This window comes from Catalinimonas alkaloidigena (assembly GCF_900100765.1).
Classification (GTDB): Bacteria; Bacteroidota; Bacteroidia; order Cytophagales; family Flexibacteraceae; genus Mooreia; species Mooreia alkaloidigena.
This window is the reverse complement of record NZ_FNFO01000010.1, coordinates 262,646-281,465: the sequence shown is the minus strand read 5'-3', so window position 1 is coordinate 281,465 and position 18,820 is coordinate 262,646. Positions and strand designations below refer to the sequence as shown.

At 57.5% G+C, this 18,820-nt stretch carries 13 protein-coding genes; 8 read left to right on the top strand and 5 right to left on the bottom strand.

What is annotated here, in order from left to right; genetic code table 11:
• The first annotated feature begins 18 nt into the window (after positions 1-18).
• A complete protein-coding gene (locus BLR44_RS22405) occupies positions 19-4,602 on the top strand; it encodes a translocation/assembly module TamB domain-containing protein (protein WP_089686328.1) in 4,584 nt (1,527 codons plus the stop codon).
• A 6-nt stretch (positions 4,603-4,608) separates the two neighbouring features.
• On the opposite strand, the gene BLR44_RS22400 is transcribed toward BLR44_RS22405, so the two are convergent.
• On the bottom strand, positions 4,609-5,112 hold the full coding sequence (locus BLR44_RS22400; RefSeq protein ID WP_176956165.1) for a tetratricopeptide repeat protein: 504 nt from the start codon (positions 5,110-5,112) through the stop codon (positions 4,609-4,611).
• A gap of 309 nt (positions 5,113-5,421) precedes the next feature.
• Between BLR44_RS22400 and BLR44_RS22395 the strand changes: the two genes are divergently transcribed.
• Entirely contained in the window at positions 5,422-6,438 is a 1,017-nt protein-coding gene (locus tag BLR44_RS22395) for a Smr/MutS family protein (RefSeq protein WP_089686323.1), read from the top strand.
• 2 nt (positions 6,439-6,440) lie between these two features.
• On the opposite strand, the gene BLR44_RS22390 is transcribed toward BLR44_RS22395, so the two are convergent.
• The 3 genes from BLR44_RS22390 to BLR44_RS22380 form a co-directional block, all read right to left on the bottom strand.
• Complete coding sequence (locus tag BLR44_RS22390) at positions 6,441-7,283, bottom strand: DUF3298 and DUF4163 domain-containing protein (RefSeq protein WP_089686321.1); 843 nt, start codon at positions 7,281-7,283, stop codon at positions 6,441-6,443.
• A gap of 3 nt (positions 7,284-7,286) precedes the next feature.
• The gene (locus tag BLR44_RS22385) at positions 7,287-8,840 is read right to left on the bottom strand and encodes a 3-keto-alpha-glucoside-1,2-lyase-like domain-containing protein (RefSeq protein WP_089686319.1); all 1,554 of its coding nucleotides are present in this window, start codon (positions 8,838-8,840) and stop codon (positions 7,287-7,289) included.
• 156 nt (positions 8,841-8,996) lie between these two features.
• The gene (locus tag BLR44_RS22380; protein ID WP_089686317.1) at positions 8,997-10,256 is read right to left on the bottom strand and encodes an MFS transporter; all 1,260 of its coding nucleotides are present in this window, start codon (positions 10,254-10,256) and stop codon (positions 8,997-8,999) included.
• Positions 10,257-10,505: 249 nt separating this feature from the next.
• Here BLR44_RS22380 and BLR44_RS22375 point away from each other — a divergent pair, with 249 nt between their 5' ends.
• From BLR44_RS22375 to BLR44_RS22360, 4 genes are all read left to right on the top strand, one after another.
• Positions 10,506-11,675: a Gfo/Idh/MocA family protein gene (locus tag BLR44_RS22375; protein ID WP_245706147.1), complete on the top strand. Its 1,170-nt coding sequence runs from the start codon at positions 10,506-10,508 to the stop codon at positions 11,673-11,675.
• Between the two features lie 71 nt (positions 11,676-11,746).
• Positions 11,747-12,802, top strand: coding sequence for a sugar phosphate isomerase/epimerase family protein (locus BLR44_RS22370; protein WP_089686314.1), 1,056 nt, complete (start codon positions 11,747-11,749; stop codon positions 12,800-12,802).
• A 64-nt stretch (positions 12,803-12,866) separates the two neighbouring features.
• On the top strand, positions 12,867-13,583 hold the full coding sequence (locus BLR44_RS22365; protein ID WP_089686455.1) for a 3-keto-disaccharide hydrolase: 717 nt from the start codon (positions 12,867-12,869) through the stop codon (positions 13,581-13,583).
• Between the two features lie 61 nt (positions 13,584-13,644).
• On the top strand, positions 13,645-14,751 hold the full coding sequence (locus BLR44_RS22360; protein ID WP_218127150.1) for a glycoside hydrolase family 88/105 protein: 1,107 nt from the start codon (positions 13,645-13,647) through the stop codon (positions 14,749-14,751).
• A 14-nt stretch (positions 14,752-14,765) separates the two neighbouring features.
• Here the strand turns inward: BLR44_RS22360 and BLR44_RS22355 are convergent, their stop codons facing one another.
• Positions 14,766-15,365, bottom strand: coding sequence for a hypothetical protein (locus BLR44_RS22355; RefSeq protein WP_143017422.1), 600 nt, complete (start codon positions 15,363-15,365; stop codon positions 14,766-14,768).
• 224 nt (positions 15,366-15,589) lie between these two features.
• On the opposite strand from BLR44_RS22355, the gene BLR44_RS22350 reads away from it, so the two are divergent.
• Both BLR44_RS22350 and BLR44_RS22345 read left to right on the top strand, forming a co-directional pair.
• A complete protein-coding gene (locus BLR44_RS22350) occupies positions 15,590-18,301 on the top strand; it encodes a M43 family zinc metalloprotease (RefSeq protein WP_089686309.1) in 2,712 nt (903 codons plus the stop codon).
• 133 nt (positions 18,302-18,434) lie between these two features.
• Positions 18,435-18,806, top strand: coding sequence for a transmembrane 220 family protein (locus tag BLR44_RS22345; RefSeq protein ID WP_176956164.1), 372 nt, complete (start codon positions 18,435-18,437; stop codon positions 18,804-18,806).
• Positions 18,807-18,820: the final 14 nt, after the last annotated feature.

Genomic DNA, 18,820 nt, shown 5'->3' with positions numbered 1-18,820 from the left:
GTAACTAGCTAGGATTTTTTGGCACACGCAGAGGAAACGCAGGAACAGCACCCCCGACGGAAGAACCGGTTCGGGCGATGGGTCACGTCGGCCTTAGCCGGTGTGTGCATCTTCGTGCTGCTGGTGCTCGCCCTCCTGCAACTTCCTTACGTCCAGACCCGATTGGCCGGCTGGGCCACCCAGTACCTTTCCCAACAACTAGGCTATCCGCTGCACGTGGGCTACGTCAGCATCCGTTGGTTCGATACCGTAGTGCTCGAACAGGTCAGCATCCGCGACTCTTCCCAAGCCCCCATGATTTACGTGGAAGACCTGAAAGCCGACTTCGACCTGCGTACCCTGATTCAGTCGGGCAGAATCTTCGTCGACGAAGTAACCATCGATGGGGCCGATGTGCAGCTGGTGATCGACCGGGAGACTGAGCGCCTGAACATCAACGGGTTTGTGGCGGCCATCAACAACCTGACGCGGAATCCGAACGACACCACGTCGGGGAAAAGTGTGGTTTTTCAAGTGGGGCAGGTACACCTGAACCATTCGCGCCTGTTGTATGCCGATCGCTCGCGCGACAGCTTCCCCGAAGGGTTCAACTATTATCACATGCAGTACGACAGCATCCGGGCCGAGGTAGCGGATTTCCGCATCGCGCGCGATACGGTCGAGATGCAGGTGGATGAATTACAGACGTTCGAGAGTAACGCCGGGGTACCGGTGCACCAACTCAAATCCTTCTTCCGCTATTGTAGTCAGAGCATGGATTTTCTGGGCCTGAACGCTCGCATCGGCGACAGTTATCTGGGGGATACGCTGCGGTTTACCTACGATTCGGTGGCCGACCTCAGCGATTTCGTGCCCAAGGTAAACATCGACGCTAATCTGGAAAACACCATTGTGTATGCCCACGACCTGGCGCTTTTTGCCCCGGCCGTCGCGCGCTTTCAGGAGCGGGTCATGGTGCGCGGAAAGTTCAGCGGTACCGTGGATCGGTTCCGGATTCAGGACATGAACTTTTACTTCGGCGACAAGAGCTATCTGTTTGGGTCGATGACCATGATGGGCCTGCCTGCCATCGAAGAGACGTTTATTGAACTGAATCTTTCGGGAGCGCAGGTCGATGCCGCCGACATCCGGCAGTACATTCCGAATCCCAAAGCATATGCCTACGTGGCGCGTTTCGGCACCATCCGGTTTAACGGGAGTTTTCTGGGTTTTCCCAACGACTTTGTAGCCGACGGTTTTTTCAACACCGGCCTGGGCGATATTCAGTCGGACCTTAACCTGAAAATCAACGAAGATCCGGCGGAATCGTACTACCGCGGCGAGCTGGCTACGTTCGGGCTGGACATCGGTACGCTCTACAACGTGCCACGCTTACTTCAAAAACTCGACATGTCGGGCTGGATCGAGGGCACCGGGTTTCTGCTCGAAAACGCCAACGATAGCCTGAATGCCACCATCAGTCGCCTAGGCATCAACGGGTACAACTACCGCAACATTGCCGTCGATGCGCAACTGAGCCGGGAGCAGTTCCGGGGCGACCTGCGCATTGCAGACCCCAACCTGGAGTTTACGGCCGCCGGGCTGATCGATTTGCGCGACCGCGTCGGGCGGGTGGACATCAGTGCGCGGATCGATACCCTGAATCTGGACCAACTCGGATTGGTGAAGGGCGTGACGCTGGTGCAGTCGGACGTGGAGTTGGATTTTGAAGGCCTGCGCCTGAACGACATGCAAGGCGATGGATTTCTGCGCAATGTGCAACTGGTATATCAGGACCGCGTGCTGACGCTGGACTCGCTCCACGTGACGTCGTTGCACCCGGAGCCGGGGCTACAGCGACTTTCCGTGGTTTCGGACCTGGTGGATGCCGATTTCGCCGGCGATTTTGAGATCGAACAAGTGGTGAAAGATTTACAACGCCTCACCCGCGAATACGGTCTGATTTTTCAGAATGATGCGGCGCTGACAGAGCGGTACTATCAGCAGAAGAAAAAGGAGATCTTGCCCGAATACAGCATGGAGTACGGTCTGTTGCTGAAAGACGTGAACCCCATTACCCGCCTGTTTGTCCCTAATTTTTACCTATCGCCCGCCACACGCGTGGAAGGGAACTTCTTCAACGGCAACACGTCAGTCTTCACGCTCAACACGACGTTCGATACGCTCGTCTACAACGACAACTACATCTTCGAGACAGACCTGGACGTTACCAGTTCCAAAATTGCGGACAGCAGCGACGTACTGGCTTCGATTTTTGCAACCTCGCGGCGGCAGGAAATCCACGGCATTGCCGCTACGGAGAATTTTCTGTTCGATGGCACGTGGAGCCAGAAGCAGATTGAGTTCCGGACGGGCCTGGAACAGGAAAACAGCACCAACCTGGTCGATCTGAACGGTACCATGACGTTCCGCGACAACCGCTCCGAACTCCACTTTCAGCCGTCGCATTTCCAGATCATCGACCATCGCTGGGAGATCAATCCCGACAACCTGATCACCATCTGGCAGCAGGATTCCATTTACGTGCGCGACCTGACCATTGCGCAGGATGGACAACAGGTGGGCTTCCGGGGACTCATTTCGCGCGATCGGTCCGATTCGCTGCTGGTCGTGGTTCGCGAATTCGATCTGGCCAATCTGAATTCGGTCGTCAACCGGAAGTTTGGCGGTACGCTGAATGCCTACGCTTCGCTGTCCGGAGTGCTGGAGAGCCAGGAGCTACAGGGGAATGTGCAGTTGCGCAACTTTATGTTCGAGGATTTTATGGTCGGGCAGGTCTACGGCGAATCGGCCTGGGACGACGTTTCTCAACGCCTGAATGTCAACCTGAACATCGATCGCGACAACGAACGCGTGGTACGGCTGGCCGGATTTTACAAGCCTGAAGACGAAGAAAACCAACTGAACCTGACGGCACGTCTGGAAGGGGCGCGGCTGGCGTTTCTGGAGACCATCATTCCCGACATTAGCAACGTGGCGGGCATGGCCAGCGGCTCGGTACGCATCCTGGGCATGCTTTCTTCACCTTTGGTGCTGGGCAACCTCGACGTGACCGGCGGCAGGTTCCGCATCGATTACCTGAACACCACGTACCGGTTCGAAGACAAAGTGTACTTCAGCGAGAACCAGATTGGGGTCAGCAACCTGGAGTTACTCGACGAAAACGGCAACCGCGCGCGCCTCACACGCGGCGGACTGTTTCACGACGGCTTTCGCGATTTTGTGGTGAGCCTGCAGGGCGAACTCAACAACTTCCAGGTGTTGAATACCACCTACCGTGACAACAAACTGTATTACGGCGTAGTGAACGTAACCGGGTCGATGGAAATCTTTGGGCCTTTTAGCGACATTGTGATCCGGGGCGACGTCCGTACCGAGCGGGACACAAAGCTGTTCATTCCGGTTGAGGACGAAAACGAAGTGGCGCAATCAGACTACATCAATTTCATCAACGTCGATTCGCTGGTGAACGGTGGGCCGAGCGATACCATCCAGCTCTCCAACCTCGACACCGACGCCCTCAGCCTCAACTTCAACATCGACGTGACGCCGGAAGCGTATGGCGAAATCATCTTCGACCGGCGGGCGGGCGACATCATCCGTGCCAACGGCGAGGGGCGGATCAGCATGGTGCTGGACCGGGGTGGCGATTTCAGCATCTTTGGGCAGTACACCATTACACGTGGGCGCTACAACTTCACGATGCTGAACCTGATCAACAAGGAGTTTGTGGTCGAACCGGGGGGGACCATTACCTGGAACGGCGATCCGTTGCAGGGCATCATGAACATTCAGGCGATCTACGAGCAGGTGGCTTCGTTCCAGCCCCTGGCCAACGGACGCGCCGAAAGCGACCTGCCTGCCATCAACCGCCGCTACCCCGTCGATGTGCAGCTGGTGTTGCAGGGCGTATTGCTAAACCCGCAGATCAAACTGGGCATCGATTTCCCCGAGAACTCGTACCCGTCGAGTCTGAGCCGGCTGGTGCTGGAATTCGAGGCACTGACGAAGCACAACGAACAGGAACTGAACCGGCAGGTGTTTGGGCTGTTGGTGATGCGCAGCCTTCTGCCGACTTCCAACGTGGTGGGCGGCATCGATTTTCAGACCGGTACGGTCAGCAGCATCAGTGAACTGTTGTCCAATCAGGTAAGCTATTACTTTTCGCAGATCGACGATAATCTGGAAGTCGACATCGACCTGAACGGCTTCGACGAGGAAGCCTTAAACACGTTGCAGTTACGGCTTTCGTATACCGCACTGGGCGGCAGGCTGCGCTTTACGCGCGACGGCTCGTTTACCAACAGTGCCAACCAGGCGACCACCCTCAACGTCATCGGCGACATCACGGTCGAATATTCGTTGACCGCCGACAATAAACTGCGCCTGAAAATGTTCAGCCGCACCAACCAGAACCTCCTGACGTCAGGCGTCAACTCTACTTTTTCGAACGGAACCACCCAGGGCTTTAGCTTCCTGCATACGCAGAGCTTCAACAAATTCCACGAACTGTTGCCGCGCGGTTTCCGCGAAAAGTTGCAGGACGAAGATGAGAATCCGCCGCCGGTCGAAGGCCCCGATCGGCCTCAGGCCAGCAAGTAAATCGCGCTAAAGAGCGTCGAGAAGTTCCTTGGCCTGCTTGCTGTACAAATTGTTGTACTGTGTCAGGCTTTCGAGGGTGCGCTGTGCTTCCGGCCACTGCTCCTGCCCCAGGTACGCCAGCGCCAAATACCAGCGCATGGGGTCGACAAACTCGCTACCCGACGTGAGGAGTGCCGCCTGAAACGTATCCGAGGCTTTACTCAACTGACCGGCCGCCAGGTACGTGCTTCCCAGATAAAACTGAAGCGTATCGTTTTCGGGGGCCCGCTTCACCATTTGCTTCAGGTAAGTAACGGCTTTCGGATATTGCTGGTCGGTGTACCACTGCAGCGCCTGAGCAAGGCTGTCGTCGTTGTGTGTCGCGACGATGTTGGGATAAGGGTCGTAGTATTGGTCGAACAGCTCGGTACGGCTGACCGGGTTGATCAGGAAAAAGTAACCAAGGGTACCCAGCAGCAGGAGGCCAATCGCTAACGAAAGGCCGTAGAACCACCGATTGTGCTGTCGCACTGGAGGATCGGGAAGGGAAGCAAATGCGGTAGAACGGGCAGAGATAGCGGCTGAAACAGGACGGGAAGTCTTGGATTGATCAGCCGAATTCATGAGGAATCACCAAAGGGTAGCGTAACGTATTTTTCAAGTTGGATCGAGGTAGAGGTGAAAACTGGTTTCTAAACATAGAAAAGTTATACCAGATCTCCAATGGTGTGCACCAATTCCGCCGGGCGTCGTAGGCTTGCGCCGGAGCCTTTGGGGCAGAAGGTCGGCGACTGAGGGCGGCATTCGTTACTTTTGGCGCCACCATTTTTTCGAACGATCATGAACATTGGAGATAAAGTTCGTCTGCTGCGGGGTACCGAAGAAGGCGTGGTCACACGCTTTGTGGACGATAAAGTTGTAGAAGTGACGATCGATGGCGATTTCCCCATTCCGGTGCTACGCACCGAGCTGGTTGTCGTCGCGACGGACGAAGAGCGGGTTTTCCGGCGCGAAAAGTCGGAGGTGATCGCACCGGGCAAAACCACGGAAAAGACGAAAGCAACCACCGCTACAGCTTCGCAAACGGCCATCCGGGGACTGTTTCTAGCATTTGTACCGCTGAACGACCGAGCGTTGACTATCCACCTGATCAACAATACCGACCTCGACATGCTCGTGACGTTAGGGCGGGAGCGGAACAACCAGTACCAGGGCCTGTTGAGTACACTCCTGAAACCCCGAACCACGTTGCAGTCCGAACAGGTATCGACTGCCGATTTCGAGCAGTGGCCGGCTTATGTGTTTCAGGTACTGTCGCACCGGAACGGCCCCGACGAACTGCGCACGCCGCTCTTGCGCCGGTTTCGCTTTCGGGCGTCATCGTTCTTCAAGCAGAAGAAATCCGCCCCATTGCTGAACAAAGAAGCCTACTTATTTCAAATCGACGATGAGCTGTCGAAGGCGGTGGCACCCAGCGAACCCACCTCAGAAGTAGATCTGAACGTGATTCGCGAGCAACTGGCCACGAACCAGGGACGAGAAACGGCGGCCGGTGAAAAAAGCCGTCGTGGCGAGTCGTCGGCCGTTATCGATCTGCACGTCGAGCAGATTACGAAAGACCACGCGCGCCTGAATCGTGCTGAAAAGCTGGAGTTGCAACTGGCGACGTTTCAGCGGGCGCTGGACCGTGCCGTCGCGGCGGGCCTCGACGAAGTAACGTTTATCCACGGCGTGGGCAATGGCGTATTGCGTCAGGAAATCCACCGGCGTTTGAGCCAGGAGCCGCATGTGGAGTGGTATCAGGATGCCCAGAAGGAGAAGTTCGGCTATGGCGCGACTCGTGCCAAAATCAAATAAGCTTACCAGCTGAGCGGGCCCTGGCTGAGTTGGGCAACTTCCTGACGCGAAAACGCGACCGAAGGCTCGCCCAGCGTGTAGGGGGCCACTTCGTACAGACGGTAATGAAACAGAAGGCTGTCTTTGCCGGGAAAAAAGTTGTCGGGCAGGTAAAAGCGGTCTTCTTCAAACCAATAGCCCGCCTCCTGCAAGGATTGCCCCGGGTCGATGCCGTATTTCTGACGAAAGCGGTTTTCGGCCAGGTCGCGCAGTTGTTCGCGTCCTTCTTCCGACAAAAGCACGTTGAGCGTCAGGGGTGTGCCGCTTGCTGCGTCAAAATTCAGGTACGTGAGGTCGTGGATGCTGTGCGCCCCGCCGGTGTACTCGAACGATTCCAATTGCAGGCTCACGATGCTGTCGCGCCGAATTACGCGCACTTCTTTGCGGATGCGCCATTGGTACGAGGCATCGTTGGCGAACTGCGCCGGAGGAGCGGGGGTGTAGTTGCCGAAGGTCGTTTCGCGCGTGCCGTTGTACAGGTAGCGGGTCACCGTCTGGTTCAGCGATTGCCGAAGCGCCTGCCCCATCGGGTCAATAAAACGGGGAAAGCGGTAAAACAGGCGCGCACACGCGGCCGACCGCCCCTGCAAGCCACAGTCGCCCATCAAGGTATCGAAACTAACAATCTCGTAAAGTCCCGACGGATGGAGCGTCACGTGCGTACTCGGCGGGTGAAACGGCAGCGGCACCACCAGCGTATCGCCCGCAATCGGCTCAGGCAGCCACGTCAACGTGGCGGGTTCTTCGTCGGATACGCACGCGGCCAGTAGCCCCAGTATCCAGAGGAAAACAAGTCTTTTCTTCAAGCCTTATAATTTTTTAAGCATTACGTTACGAAACCAGAGTTCGGCACCTTCCGACTGAAGCAGAATTTTCCCGGAGGTGACACTGGCGCCGGTACCTTCGGCTACTTTCTGCCCGTTGACCAGATGGAGCAGTGTTCCGTTCCGTGAAATTACTTCGACGACGTTCCACGTACCGTGGGCCTGTTCGGCGTCGCGTTTCTTGACCGCCCGCACGTAGTTGCCGGGTTGGGTCCGCTGGCCATCGATCTCGAGCGTGGTGCCGCCCACCATCCAGAAATCGCCGACATCGCCTTCCTGAATCTGACACTCGAATCCCTTGGGCCAGATGCGGTTGGCGCTGTCGGGCGCAATGTGGTAGAGAATGCCGCTGTCGCGTTTGGCGTTTTGCCGGGGCGGATACTTCCGTTCACCCCATTTGAATTCCAGCCGCAGGTGGAAGTTGTCGTAACTCTCCCGCGTAATGATGTAGCCAAACCGCTCGCCCGATACGTGCAACGCGCTGTCTTCCGGTTGAAAAACGTGGCGATCCGCCGCTTTCTTCTCAGTGCCCGGTACATAAATTTCCCACGATTTCAGGTCTTTTCCGTCGAGCAGCGTCACAAAGTCCTGCACTGGTTCTACGTTCGAAACCACAAACACATAATCCTGATAATCGCCGTTTTGCGCTTCCTCAAAGCACACCAGATACGCATGCGCGCTGTCGGGCAGGGGGTAGGTGCGTACCGCGTGCGATACGTGGTCGGGGTGGCGCAGGGCATTCAGGTAATCTTCCGAGTAGGCCGTGTGGGTCGGGCTGGTGGTGTAAAAACCAAAGGGGGCCGTACCCACGTCGAATTGCATCGCGCCTCGCGCCAGCGCCGGCAGCAGAATCTGGTGCTCGGGGCGTTCGTCCTGGGCGGCCAGTACGCCCACTTCGTGCAGCGCCACGGCATCGCGGTTCGAGGTGTAGTAGCCGAACGCCAGCTCGAAATCGGGTGAGTAGCGGGCCACCGGATGCATCACCACCGGCCCCGCTCCGGCCCGGCGGAAGAGGCTGGGCGCGATTTCAGCGCCTTGCCGTTGGGGCCGTGTGTGGTTGTTCAGACCGCTCCACCCCACTTCAATGGGGTAGCCCAGCGTTTTGACCACTTCGGCCAGCGAAGGTTCGCGGTTGCCTTCCAGCCCTTTGGTCGCCAGACCGCGCAGGGGCAACTGCAGAAGCGTTTGTTTCCGGTCCTGCAAGTGCAGCCGCGCGGTGCGTAGCCCCAGCGTGGTATCGGACGGACTGAAGACCACGGAAATTTGCAGCGAGTCGCCTCCTTTCAACGATGCCGGAAGGTCCGTCATCAACTGAAATGCCGCTGCGTTGGTCCCGTCGACGGAAAGGTTGCGAAGTCGCACGGTTTTCTTCAATGTATTGACCAGCACGACCGTTTCGCGGGTCGAGGTGCCCTGCACGGCCGAAAAAATGAGTTCAGTCGGTTCAGGCACCAACGGCGACTGTGCCCGAGCCGCCGTCACCGACAGCGCAGCCAGGAAAAAAAGTATCCGCCAGCAAGGCAGGAGAGTGTACTTCAAGGTTGTGAAACTAAGGTGAGAGGTTGTAAGAACGCACGCCAGCAGGTGAGGTAACCTCACGATCCGCACCCGAAACGGGCGGCAAAAGATACGCAAAAAAAGAAGTACCCCTGGAAAAGAGGTACTTCGCAAAAGGGTAGTTAACGTGTGGGACGCTTACCGCTGGGGTTGCTCCAGGATCTCGGCTTCCGGCACGTTGACGTGGTGCTTGTTGCGCATGAAGAAGAACAATCCGGCAAACGCCACGATCAAAATGCAGGGGAAAATGGCCATGTTGGCCAGCGTCGCCTGTCCGGCGGCGAGTTGCGCCGCTTCGGGCGAAAGCCCCTGGGCCAGCGCATCTGACCGGTGGCTGTCGATCCATCCTCCGATGATGGGTTGGAAAATCGAAGTGGAGAACATCCCGATGCCGCCGATGATCGACATGCCGAACGCCCCGGCCCGTGGAATGTACTCTGCTACAAAGCCGATCATGGTCGGCCAGAAGTAACACACGCCGAGGGCGAACAAAATGGCGGCTACATAGACCAGGGCTCCGGTAGCGATGCTCATCATGAAAATGCCGATGGCAGCCACGACCGCAGAGGCCAGCAACACACCCGTCGGGTTGATGCGGTGCACAATCGGGCCGGCGAAATAACGCCCCGTGGCCATCAGGCCCGTTACCAGCGCCAGAATCACCATGGGCGGCGCACCACCGCTACTGCCCAGCAGGCGCTCGATCCACTGTTGCGGACCAAATTCGGAAATGGCAGTCAGACACATGCAGGCGGCAATGAACAGGTACAGCGGCGTGGCCATGGCCTTCAGGTTATCGCCCGACGACAGAGCGCCTTCGGCTTTGCTTTCCGGAAAGGCCTGGTTGAAGAACAGGAATCCGTAGGCGATGGTCGGCAGCAGGATGATGGCCATCTGCAGTTGCCAGCCCAATCCGGCTCCGGTCATAAATTCGGAAACGAGCGCTCCGATCACAATCCCGCCCGGGAACCACATGTGGAACCGGTTCAGTTTGGCCGTTTTGCCTTCGTCGTACATATCGGCGATCATGGGGTTACAGGCCGCTTCGACCGTACCGTTCCCGAAACCCACGAAGAAGGTCGAGATGAAAAGCGTCCAGAAACCCGTCGCGAAGATGGTCATGATAAGCCCCAGCAGGTGCGTGAAAAAGGCCACCCAAACGATGCGCTTGGGACCGATCACGTTGTAGAGCGGGCCGCCGATGATCATGGCAATCGGGAAACCCAGAAACGCCATCTGGTTGATGTATCCCAGCTGCGTATCGGGCAGGTTGAAGGCTTCACCCAGTTGCGTCAAAACCCCGGCGCGAATCCCGAAGGCCATCGAGGTGGTAATCAGAGCGAAACAACTGGCGATGAAAAGTCGCTCGCGGTTGATCGCGGTGGTGGAGGTGTTCATAGAAGAGTATTCGTGTTGGTAAGCAGGTACGGAAAAGTGGTTAAACGCATTTAAAAGAACGGAAAACTAACCGAAAAACGAAATAACGGGCCTGTTTCCGAAAAAAATTCTAAACTCGCAGAGAAAGCATATCCTTTGTAAAATTACGCGTGCTAGAGAAATTCTCAGGGTTCCGCAACTTATACCATCCGCGGAACTTGTCACAATGACACAATCAGATTTTTTTAAACCTACGAACTAGACAACTATATGACGAATCGAAAACTCAGGATGGGGATGGTCGGCGGAGGAATCGGCGCTTTCATCGGGGGCGTACACCGCATTGCAGCCACCATCGATGGTGAAATCGAACTGGTTTGCGGTGCTTTCAGTAGCAATCCCGAGAAATCAAAGAAGTCAGGAGAAGCGCTTTACCTGCCGGCCGATCGGGTGTATGGTACCTATCAGGAGATGATCGAGCGTGAACGGCAACTGCCCGAAGGCGAACGGATGGACTTTGTGTCGATCGTAACGCCCAACCACGTCCACTACGGTCCCGCCAAAGCGGCCCTGGAAGCGGGGTTTCACGTCGTGTGCGACAAGCCCCTGTGTTTCAATATGGAAGAGGCGCTGGACCTGCAACGGCTGGTGAAGGAGACGGGCCTCACCTTTGCGTTGACGCACAACTACACCGGCTATCCAATGGTGAAGCAGGCGCGCGACATGGTCAAAAACGGTGAGATCGGGAAGGTGCGGAAAATCATCGTGGAATACCCGCAGGGCTGGCTGGCCCAACGCCTCGAAGTAGGCAATAACAAGCAGGCCGCCTGGCGGACCGATCCTAAGCAGTCGGGCATTGCGGGGGGCATGGGCGACATCGGCACCCACGCCGAAAACCTGGCCGAATTCATCACTGGCCTGAAGATCGTCGAGATGTGTGCCGACCTGCACATTTTTGTAGAAGGCCGTCCGCTCGACGACGACGGCAGCGTACTGTTGCGCTACGAAAACGGCGCGCGCGGCGTTCTGTTCGCCAGCCAGATTGCCGCCGGAGAAGAGAATGCCCTGCGCATTCGCGTATATGGCGAAAAAGGCGGGCTGGAGTGGTTCCAGATGGAGCCCAACACGCTCATTGCCAAGTGGCTCGACAAGCCCACCCAGTTGTACCGTACCAACCTGGGCTACACGACCGCCGCTGCCAAGGCCGCGGCGCGCATCCCCGCCGGCCACCCCGAAGGCTACCTCGAAGCGTTTGCCAACATCTACCGTAACTTCGCCGCCACCGTCCGCGCCCGGATGAACGGCCAGGAACCGACCGAACACAACCTGGATTTTCCGACGGTAGACGACGGCGTGCGCGGCATGCAGTTTATCGAGACGGTGGTGTACGCCGGCAGCAGCCACGAGAAATGGGTCAAATTCGGCGAAACCGGCGCTTAAGGCTGCCCGGCCCCGTTTGTAAATCCGCGCTTCCTATCATTCAAACCTTTTATTTTTAACCTCATTACCCTATGCGAACCATCAAAGGCCCCGCCATCTTTCTGGCGCAATTCCTGGGCGACGAAGCTCCTTTCAATAACTTCAAGACCATCTGCGAGTGGGCGGCCGACAAAGGCTTTATCGGCGTGCAGGTCCCCACGTGGGACAGCCGCTGCATCGACCTGAAAAAAGCGGCCGAGAGCAAAGACTATTGTGACGAACTGAAAGGCACTGCCAAAGCGGCGGGCGTTCAGATCACCGAACTTTCGACGCACCTGCAAGGGCAACTGGTGGCCGTCCATCCGGCCTACGACCATTTGTTCGATGCCTTCGCGCCGAGCGAATACCACAACAACCCGAAAGCCCGTACCGAATGGGCGGTGCAACAACTCAAGTACGCGGCCAAAGCCAGCCAGAACATGGGCATCAACGTACACGCCACGTTTTCCGGCGCGTTGGTGTGGCCCTACGTCTATCCGTGGCCGCAGCGGTCGGCCGGGCTGGTCGACACGGCGTTCAAAGAACTGGCCGACCGGTGGAAGCCCATCCTCAATGCGTTCGACGAAGCGGGCGTGGACGTATGTTACGAAATTCACCCGGGCGAAGACCTGCACGACGGCGTGACGTTTGAGCGCTTCCTGGCCGCGACCGGAAACCACAAGCGCGTGAACTTATTGTACGATCCGAGCCATTTCGTGCTCCAGCAGCTCGACTATCTTCAGTACATCGATTTCTACCACGAGTTCATCAAGATGTTCCATGTTAAAGACGCCGAGTTCAACCCTTCGGGCAAGTCGGGCGTGTACGGCGGGTATCAGGACTGGGTCGACCGTCCGGGCCGTTTCCGTTCGCTGGGCGACGGGCAAGTCGATTTCGGAGCGGTGTTCAGCAAACTGACGCAGTACAATTACGACGGCTGGGCCGTGCTGGAATGGGAGTGCGCCATGAAACACCCCGAACAGGGCGCTGCCGAAGGAGCGCCGTTCATCGAAGACCACATCATTCAGGTGACCGAGCGCGCGTTCGACGACTTTGCGAGCAGCGGTACCGACGAAGAGGCCAACCGTAAAATCTTGGGCCTGCGCTGATTCCTCACAGCGACGGCCGATTCGGCCGTCGCTTCTTTACGCATCTAATCCCTATTCTATGTACATGAAATACACAACTGCCTGTATGGCACTGGCCGTCGCATTGGCGGCCTGCAACGGCGAAACCAACACCGACGCCGACACGACGAGCGACTCGACCGAAAACGCCATGATGGAAGAATCGGCCGACGCGTGGACCGACCTGACCCAGCCCAGCGCGTGGCGGAACTACAAAGCCGATACGCTCTCGGGTGCCTGGAAAATCGGGGACAACATGATTGCCCTGGAAGGCAAAGGCGGCGGCGACATCATCACCAAAGACGAGTACGAAAACTTCGAACTGGAGATGGAGTGGAAGATTTCGGAAGGCGGCAACAGCGGCGTTTTCTTCAACGTGGTCGAAGCCGACTCGCTCCCAACGGTTTACTATTCCGGGCCGGAGATGCAGGTGCTGGACAACGAGCGCCACGCCGACGCTAAAATCGAGAAGCACCGTGCCGGCGATAACTACGACCTGCAGAAGTCAACCGTCGAGACCGTAAAGCCGGCGGGCGAGTGGAACCAGGCCAAACTGGTGGTGAACAACGGGCACGTGGAGCACTACCTCAACGGCACCAAAGTCGTGGAATACGACCTCTGGTCGCCTACTTGGGAAGAGCAGGTGGCGGCGAGTAAGTTCGCTGAGATGCCGATGTACGGCAAAGCCCACAGCGGCCACATCGCCCTACAGGACCACGGTGACCAGGTGTGGTTCCGCAACGTCCGCATTCGTGAATTGTAATCATCACTGAGTAAAAATTTTGCAGGTTCTGTCTCTATAAGGGGCAGAACCTTTTCTATCTATGAACCGCTTTCTACACCTCCTTGGGGCGTTTGTAATGCTGCTGTCCGCAACGGTTTCGGCCCAGCCACAAAACACCCCCACCGCTCCCTCCGACATTAAAAAGCAGATGCAGCGCGTGGCCGACTGGCAGCTGAAGCATCCGAAACACGAGCCTTACGACTGGACTAATGGCGCGTTCTACGCGGGCATTATGGCAACCTACGAGGCCACCGGTAAAAAGAAATACCTGAAAGCCGCCAAGAAGATGGTCGAGGCAAACGACTGGCAACCGGGGCCGCGGTTGCGCCACGCCGACGATCACGCCATTGCGCAGACGTACCTGGATTTGTACGCGTTGGAAAATGAGCCGAAGTATTACCAGGGATTTAAGGACACCATCGACAAGATGATGAACACGCCCGTGGTCGCGAACGATATTCAGGTGATCGACTGGTGGTGGTGCGATGCGCTTTTTATGGCACCACCCGCCCTCGCCAAGCTGGCCAAGGCAACCGGCGACCGGAAGTACCTGACCTACATGGACAAGCTGTTCCGCGAAACGTACGACCTGCTCTATAATCAGGAGGAGCACCTGTTTGCGCGCGATCTGAATTACGTCATTGCGGAAGATGGCTCAGGGCGGCGCGAAGCCAACGGCGAGCGCATTTTCTGGTCGCGGGGCAACGGCTGGGTGATGGGCGGACTGGTGCGCGTGCTGGAAGAACTTCCTGATAACTACCCCAACCGCGATTTTTACCTGCAGACTTACCGTGAAATGGCCGACCGCATTGCCACTCTGCAGCAATCCGACGGTTTCTGGCGTGCCAGCTTGCTGGACCCCGATTCCTATCCGGGGGGCGAAGCGAGTGGAACGGGTTTTTACTGTTATGCCTTGGCGTGGGGCATCAACCACGGCGTGCTGGACCGGGGGCGCTACGAACCCGTCGTGACGCGTGCCTGGCAGGCCCTCAACGGAGCCGTGCAGCCTTCCGGCATGTTGGGATGGGTACAGCAGATCGGCGCCGACCCGCGTCCGACTTCTGTCGATAGCTGGGAAGTGTATGGCACGGGAGCGTTCCTGCTGGCAGGCAACGAGATGATTACGTTGTACAACGGCGGCAAGTAAGCAAAACCGGCCGCTTAGTACTGTTCTTGCGGAGCCAGCGGTGCGTTAGGCTCCGCTTCTTTTTGGTGCAACAGGGGGTACAAACTCAGCAGGCCCGCCAGCGTGTAGAACAGCACCGGGGGCATGTTGACGCCCAGGTGCAGGCAACTGTACAGAAGCCAGCCGCTGATGGCCAGCAGACTGGCACCCGCAAACCACTGTTGACGACTGATGAGCCATGTGCCCATGAGCATCCAGCTCGTGAGGGTACCCAGTGCAGCAATGGTCCATCCTTCGTGCAGGGCAGGCCAGGTCGGAACCTCTGCCTGGAAAAGGTGCAGCAGCGCACTTCCGGCAAAGACGCTCCACCCAAAGGCGGATAGCCCCAGCAAGAGATAAAACAACGTGCGAAAGTAACGGTGTGCCGGGCGGATAAGCTGGAAAAGTCCAAAATTGGTAGCCAGTGCGCCCATCCATAATAACAGGTAGGCAGCCAAGAGAGCCGGAACCGTGGTGGGAATGGGTACATCGGCCAAGCCCTCACCCGAAAACGACAGGAAAGCCCCGCTCCACCAGCAGACCATGCCTAAAATCAGGCGACATTCTCCGCAATACTGTTTTAACATCTCTCTCATATAAGCCAAAAGTAAGGCTGAACCACAAGCAACTGTTGTAAATACGCGACATCGTGCCAAACCGATGTCTCCAGGATTGACCCTGGCAGTGAATAACCTTACCCCGTAAGAATCAGGTCGGGATTTTACAATTTCTCCTCTCAAAGTCCGGCTAGCTTTGCTTTTACATTCCGGGTGTCCATGCCAGGAAAGATCAGGTTCCTCTTTCAACACCAGACCTTTATATGAACATACGTACCCTTTTGCTCGGGATCGGGCTGCTCAGCCCCTGCCTGAGTTTCGCGCAATCGTTCCGGCCCATCTTTCAGCGGAAATCGTCTGTGGTTACGGAAATTCGTCACAAATCGAATCGAAATGGTACATCCATCCGTCCCAGCTACATCCTGCCGGACCGCCGTACCTGCGCTACCATGGAGGTCGACAGCCTCCTGCGCATTCGGCACCCGGAACTCGGATCGCTACAGGAATTCGAAGTCCACCTGCAGAAGGCCATGGCCCGGCGACAGGCGGACGGCCTGTTTACACCACTGGCCGCCAATGAAGTCTACACCATTCCGGTCATTGTGCACGTCATCCACAACGGAGAGCCCGTCGGACAGGGCGCCAACATTTCGCAGGCGCAGGTGATCTCGCAGATCGAAGTGCTGAACGAAGACTACCGGCGGCAGGCCAACACCCCGGGCTTCAACCAGCACCCAGCCGGTGCCGATGCGCTGATTCAGTTTGCGCTGGCGCGGGTCGATCCGGACGGCAATCTGCTGGCCGAGCCGGGCATTCATCGCGTCAACGGTAATCAGTCCGCTTGGGATCACAGCGGGTGCGAAGCGCAGCTGAAACCCCAGACCCAGTGGAACCCGAACCAGTACTTCAACATCTGGACCGTGCAGTTCGGTGGGGATGCCGAAAGTTTGCTGGGGTACGCCCAGTTTCCGAACCTGTCGGGCTTGAACGGCCTCGACAACAACATGGGCGCGGCCAGTACCGACGGCGTGGTGATTCGTCATCAGGCTTTTGGACGCGTCGGCAGTGTAACCGCGCCTTACGACGGTGGTCGCACGGCAACGCACGAGGTCGGCCACTGGCTGGGGTTGCGTCACATCTGGGGCGATGGCGACTGCGACGCCGATGATTTCTGCACCGATACGCCGAATGCGGCGGGTCCCAACTACGCCTGCGACGAGTTGCACTCGTGCAACGGCACGGCCCCCGACATGGTCGAGAACTACATGGATTACACCAACGATGCCTGCATGAACATCCTGACGGTGCAGCAGAAACAGCGGATGCGAACGGTGCTGGAAGTATCGCCCCGCCGGAAGGAACTGCTGACCTCGCGGGTGCATCTGGTCGATACCGATCCGGGCGACCCTACCGAGCCTGGTGCGCAGCCGCTGGCACGCATTGCCCAGGATGCCAGCGTGGGGTGCACGCCCATGACCGTCCATTTTCAGGATGCTTCCAACAACGGCCAGAACCGCCAGTGGTACTTCCCCGGAGCGAATGTGGAATTTTCCGAAACGGCCAACCCGACGGTGACTTACTCGACCAATGGTTCCTATGATGTGCAACTGATTTCGCGCAACGGAAACCTGAGCGATACGGCGACCTGCTACGGCTGCGTCGTGGCGCTGTCGGGCATTGAACATCCGCTGCCGTTCATCGAAGACTTCGAGGACAACGAGGATTTGCTGGGCTGGGTCCTGTTTAATCCCGATGGCGACCGCACCTGGGACTTCTTCGCGAACGTGAGCGCCGGAGAAGACAACGGCTACAGTGCAGTCATCGACAACTATAGCGAGGAAACCGATCCCACAGGCACGATCGACATTCTGTTCAGCGGCAAACTCGACCTGGCCTCCAACCCCACCACGGCGCTGGAATTCGACGTGGCCTATGCGCAATACAGCCAGCAATATTCCGACACGCTGGTGCTGTTCTACTCCACCGACTGCGGACAGACCTTTGCTCCGTTCTGGTTCAAAGGTGGGGCCGATCTGGCCACGGCCGCTCCGACCGAGGACGAATTTATTCCGACCAAAAATCAGTGGGAGCACATCCACATTCCGTTGGGCTTTCTGCAAGGGCAATCCAACGTGCACCTGGCGATTGTGAACTATTCCGGCTGGGGAAACAAACTCTACCTCGACAACATTATGATGTCGGTGCCCCAGCTTACTTCAGCACCGCAGGCTGCTTTCTATTCTGTACAGAAGACCAACTGCCAGGGCGATCTGGTGAGTTTCTGGGACGCTAGCCGCGAATACCCCCAGCAGTGGGAATGGTCGTTTCCCGGGGGCACGCCTTCGTCGTCCAGGCTGCAAAACCCGATGGTGTATTACAGCCAGCCGGGCACCTATTCTGTGACCCTGAAGGTGACCAACGGGCGGGGTAGTACCCAGGTTGTTGGGAATAATTACGTGAAAGTCAATGCCTTGCCCGAAGTAGCCGTGACGCCGAACGACGTGACCATCGCGCCGGAAGGTGTGGTGACGCTGCGGGCCAGCGGTGCCATCGATTACGAGTGGCTGCCGGACCGTGGACTGAGCCAGGGCACCGGCGCGCAGGTAGAAGCGTCGCCGCTCACCACCACCACCTACGCTGTGACAGGCACGGATGCCAACGGTTGTTCGTCTACTACGACCGTTACGGTGCGGATCGGCAACCCGACGCCAATCGACGAGGGCGAAATTGATACCACCATCAAACTTTACCCGAATCCGGGTAACGGAAAGCTTACCGTAGACCTGAGCGGCCTGCCGCTCGGTACATACACCTTAGAAGTTGTCAACCTGCTGGGACAGCGTGTATGGGGAGACGAGGGCAATACAACCACGACGATTCGCCATCTGGATCTGAACGGCCAGCCGGCCGGGCTGTACTTGGTGCGAATTAGCGACGGACAAACGCAACACGTTCGGAAATACCTGAAACAGTAGCCGAGCGGCGGTATTGCCCCAAGGGAGGGCGGTTTTCTGAAAAGAAAGCCGCCTTTTGTGTTTCATTACATTGCCCTGCGAAGTGTGACAAATGTCATGCGAGAAAAATCCGGAAACCCTTACATTTACTCGTATGAAAATAGCAAACTGGATTCTGGCCGTGCTCTTTGCCTTGTTCGCGGTCGTGCAATACAACGATCCCGACGCTTTGCTGTGGGTACTGCTCTACGGACTGGTAGCCGCGGTGGCCGTCGGTGCGGCGCTGGGGCGTCATAATGCCTGGGGAACGGGCGTGCTGACAGCCGCGTACCTGCTGGGGGTCTTCTACCTGGCACCGAGCGTGCTGGAGTGGCTTTCCAGCGACGCCAGCCTGATTACGGGCATGTCGGCCGAGCGGATGTACGTCGAGGAATCGCGCGAGTGCCTCGGTCTGCTGATGGCGGCCGTAGCCCTGGGCTTCTTTTTCTGGCAGGCTCGGCGCGTGGAAGCGATGTCGCGCCTCTAAGCGCACCCCTCATC

Bases quoted from the DNA above. Each gene is read 5' to 3' on its own strand.
- BLR44_RS22395 (WP_089686323.1), top strand. From the start codon at position 5,422: ATGAACATTGGAGATAAAGTTCGTCTGCTGCGGGGTACCGAAGAAGGC.
- BLR44_RS22380 (WP_089686317.1), bottom strand. From the start codon at position 10,256: ATGAACACCTCCACCACCGCGATCAACCGCGAGCGACTTTTCATCGCC.
- BLR44_RS22375 (WP_245706147.1), top strand. From the start codon at position 10,506: ATGACGAATCGAAAACTCAGGATGGGGATGGTCGGCGGAGGAATCGGC.
- BLR44_RS22370 (WP_089686314.1), top strand. From the start codon at position 11,747: ATGCGAACCATCAAAGGCCCCGCCATCTTTCTGGCGCAATTCCTGGGC.
- BLR44_RS22365 (WP_089686455.1), top strand. From the start codon at position 12,867: ATGAAATACACAACTGCCTGTATGGCACTGGCCGTCGCATTGGCGGCC.
- BLR44_RS22360 (WP_218127150.1), top strand. From the start codon at position 13,645: ATGAACCGCTTTCTACACCTCCTTGGGGCGTTTGTAATGCTGCTGTCC.
- BLR44_RS22355 (WP_143017422.1), bottom strand. From the start codon at position 15,365: ATGAGAGAGATGTTAAAACAGTATTGCGGAGAATGTCGCCTGATTTTA.
- BLR44_RS22350 (WP_089686309.1), top strand. From the start codon at position 15,590: ATGAACATACGTACCCTTTTGCTCGGGATCGGGCTGCTCAGCCCCTGC.
- BLR44_RS22345 (WP_176956164.1), top strand. From the start codon at position 18,435: ATGAAAATAGCAAACTGGATTCTGGCCGTGCTCTTTGCCTTGTTCGCG.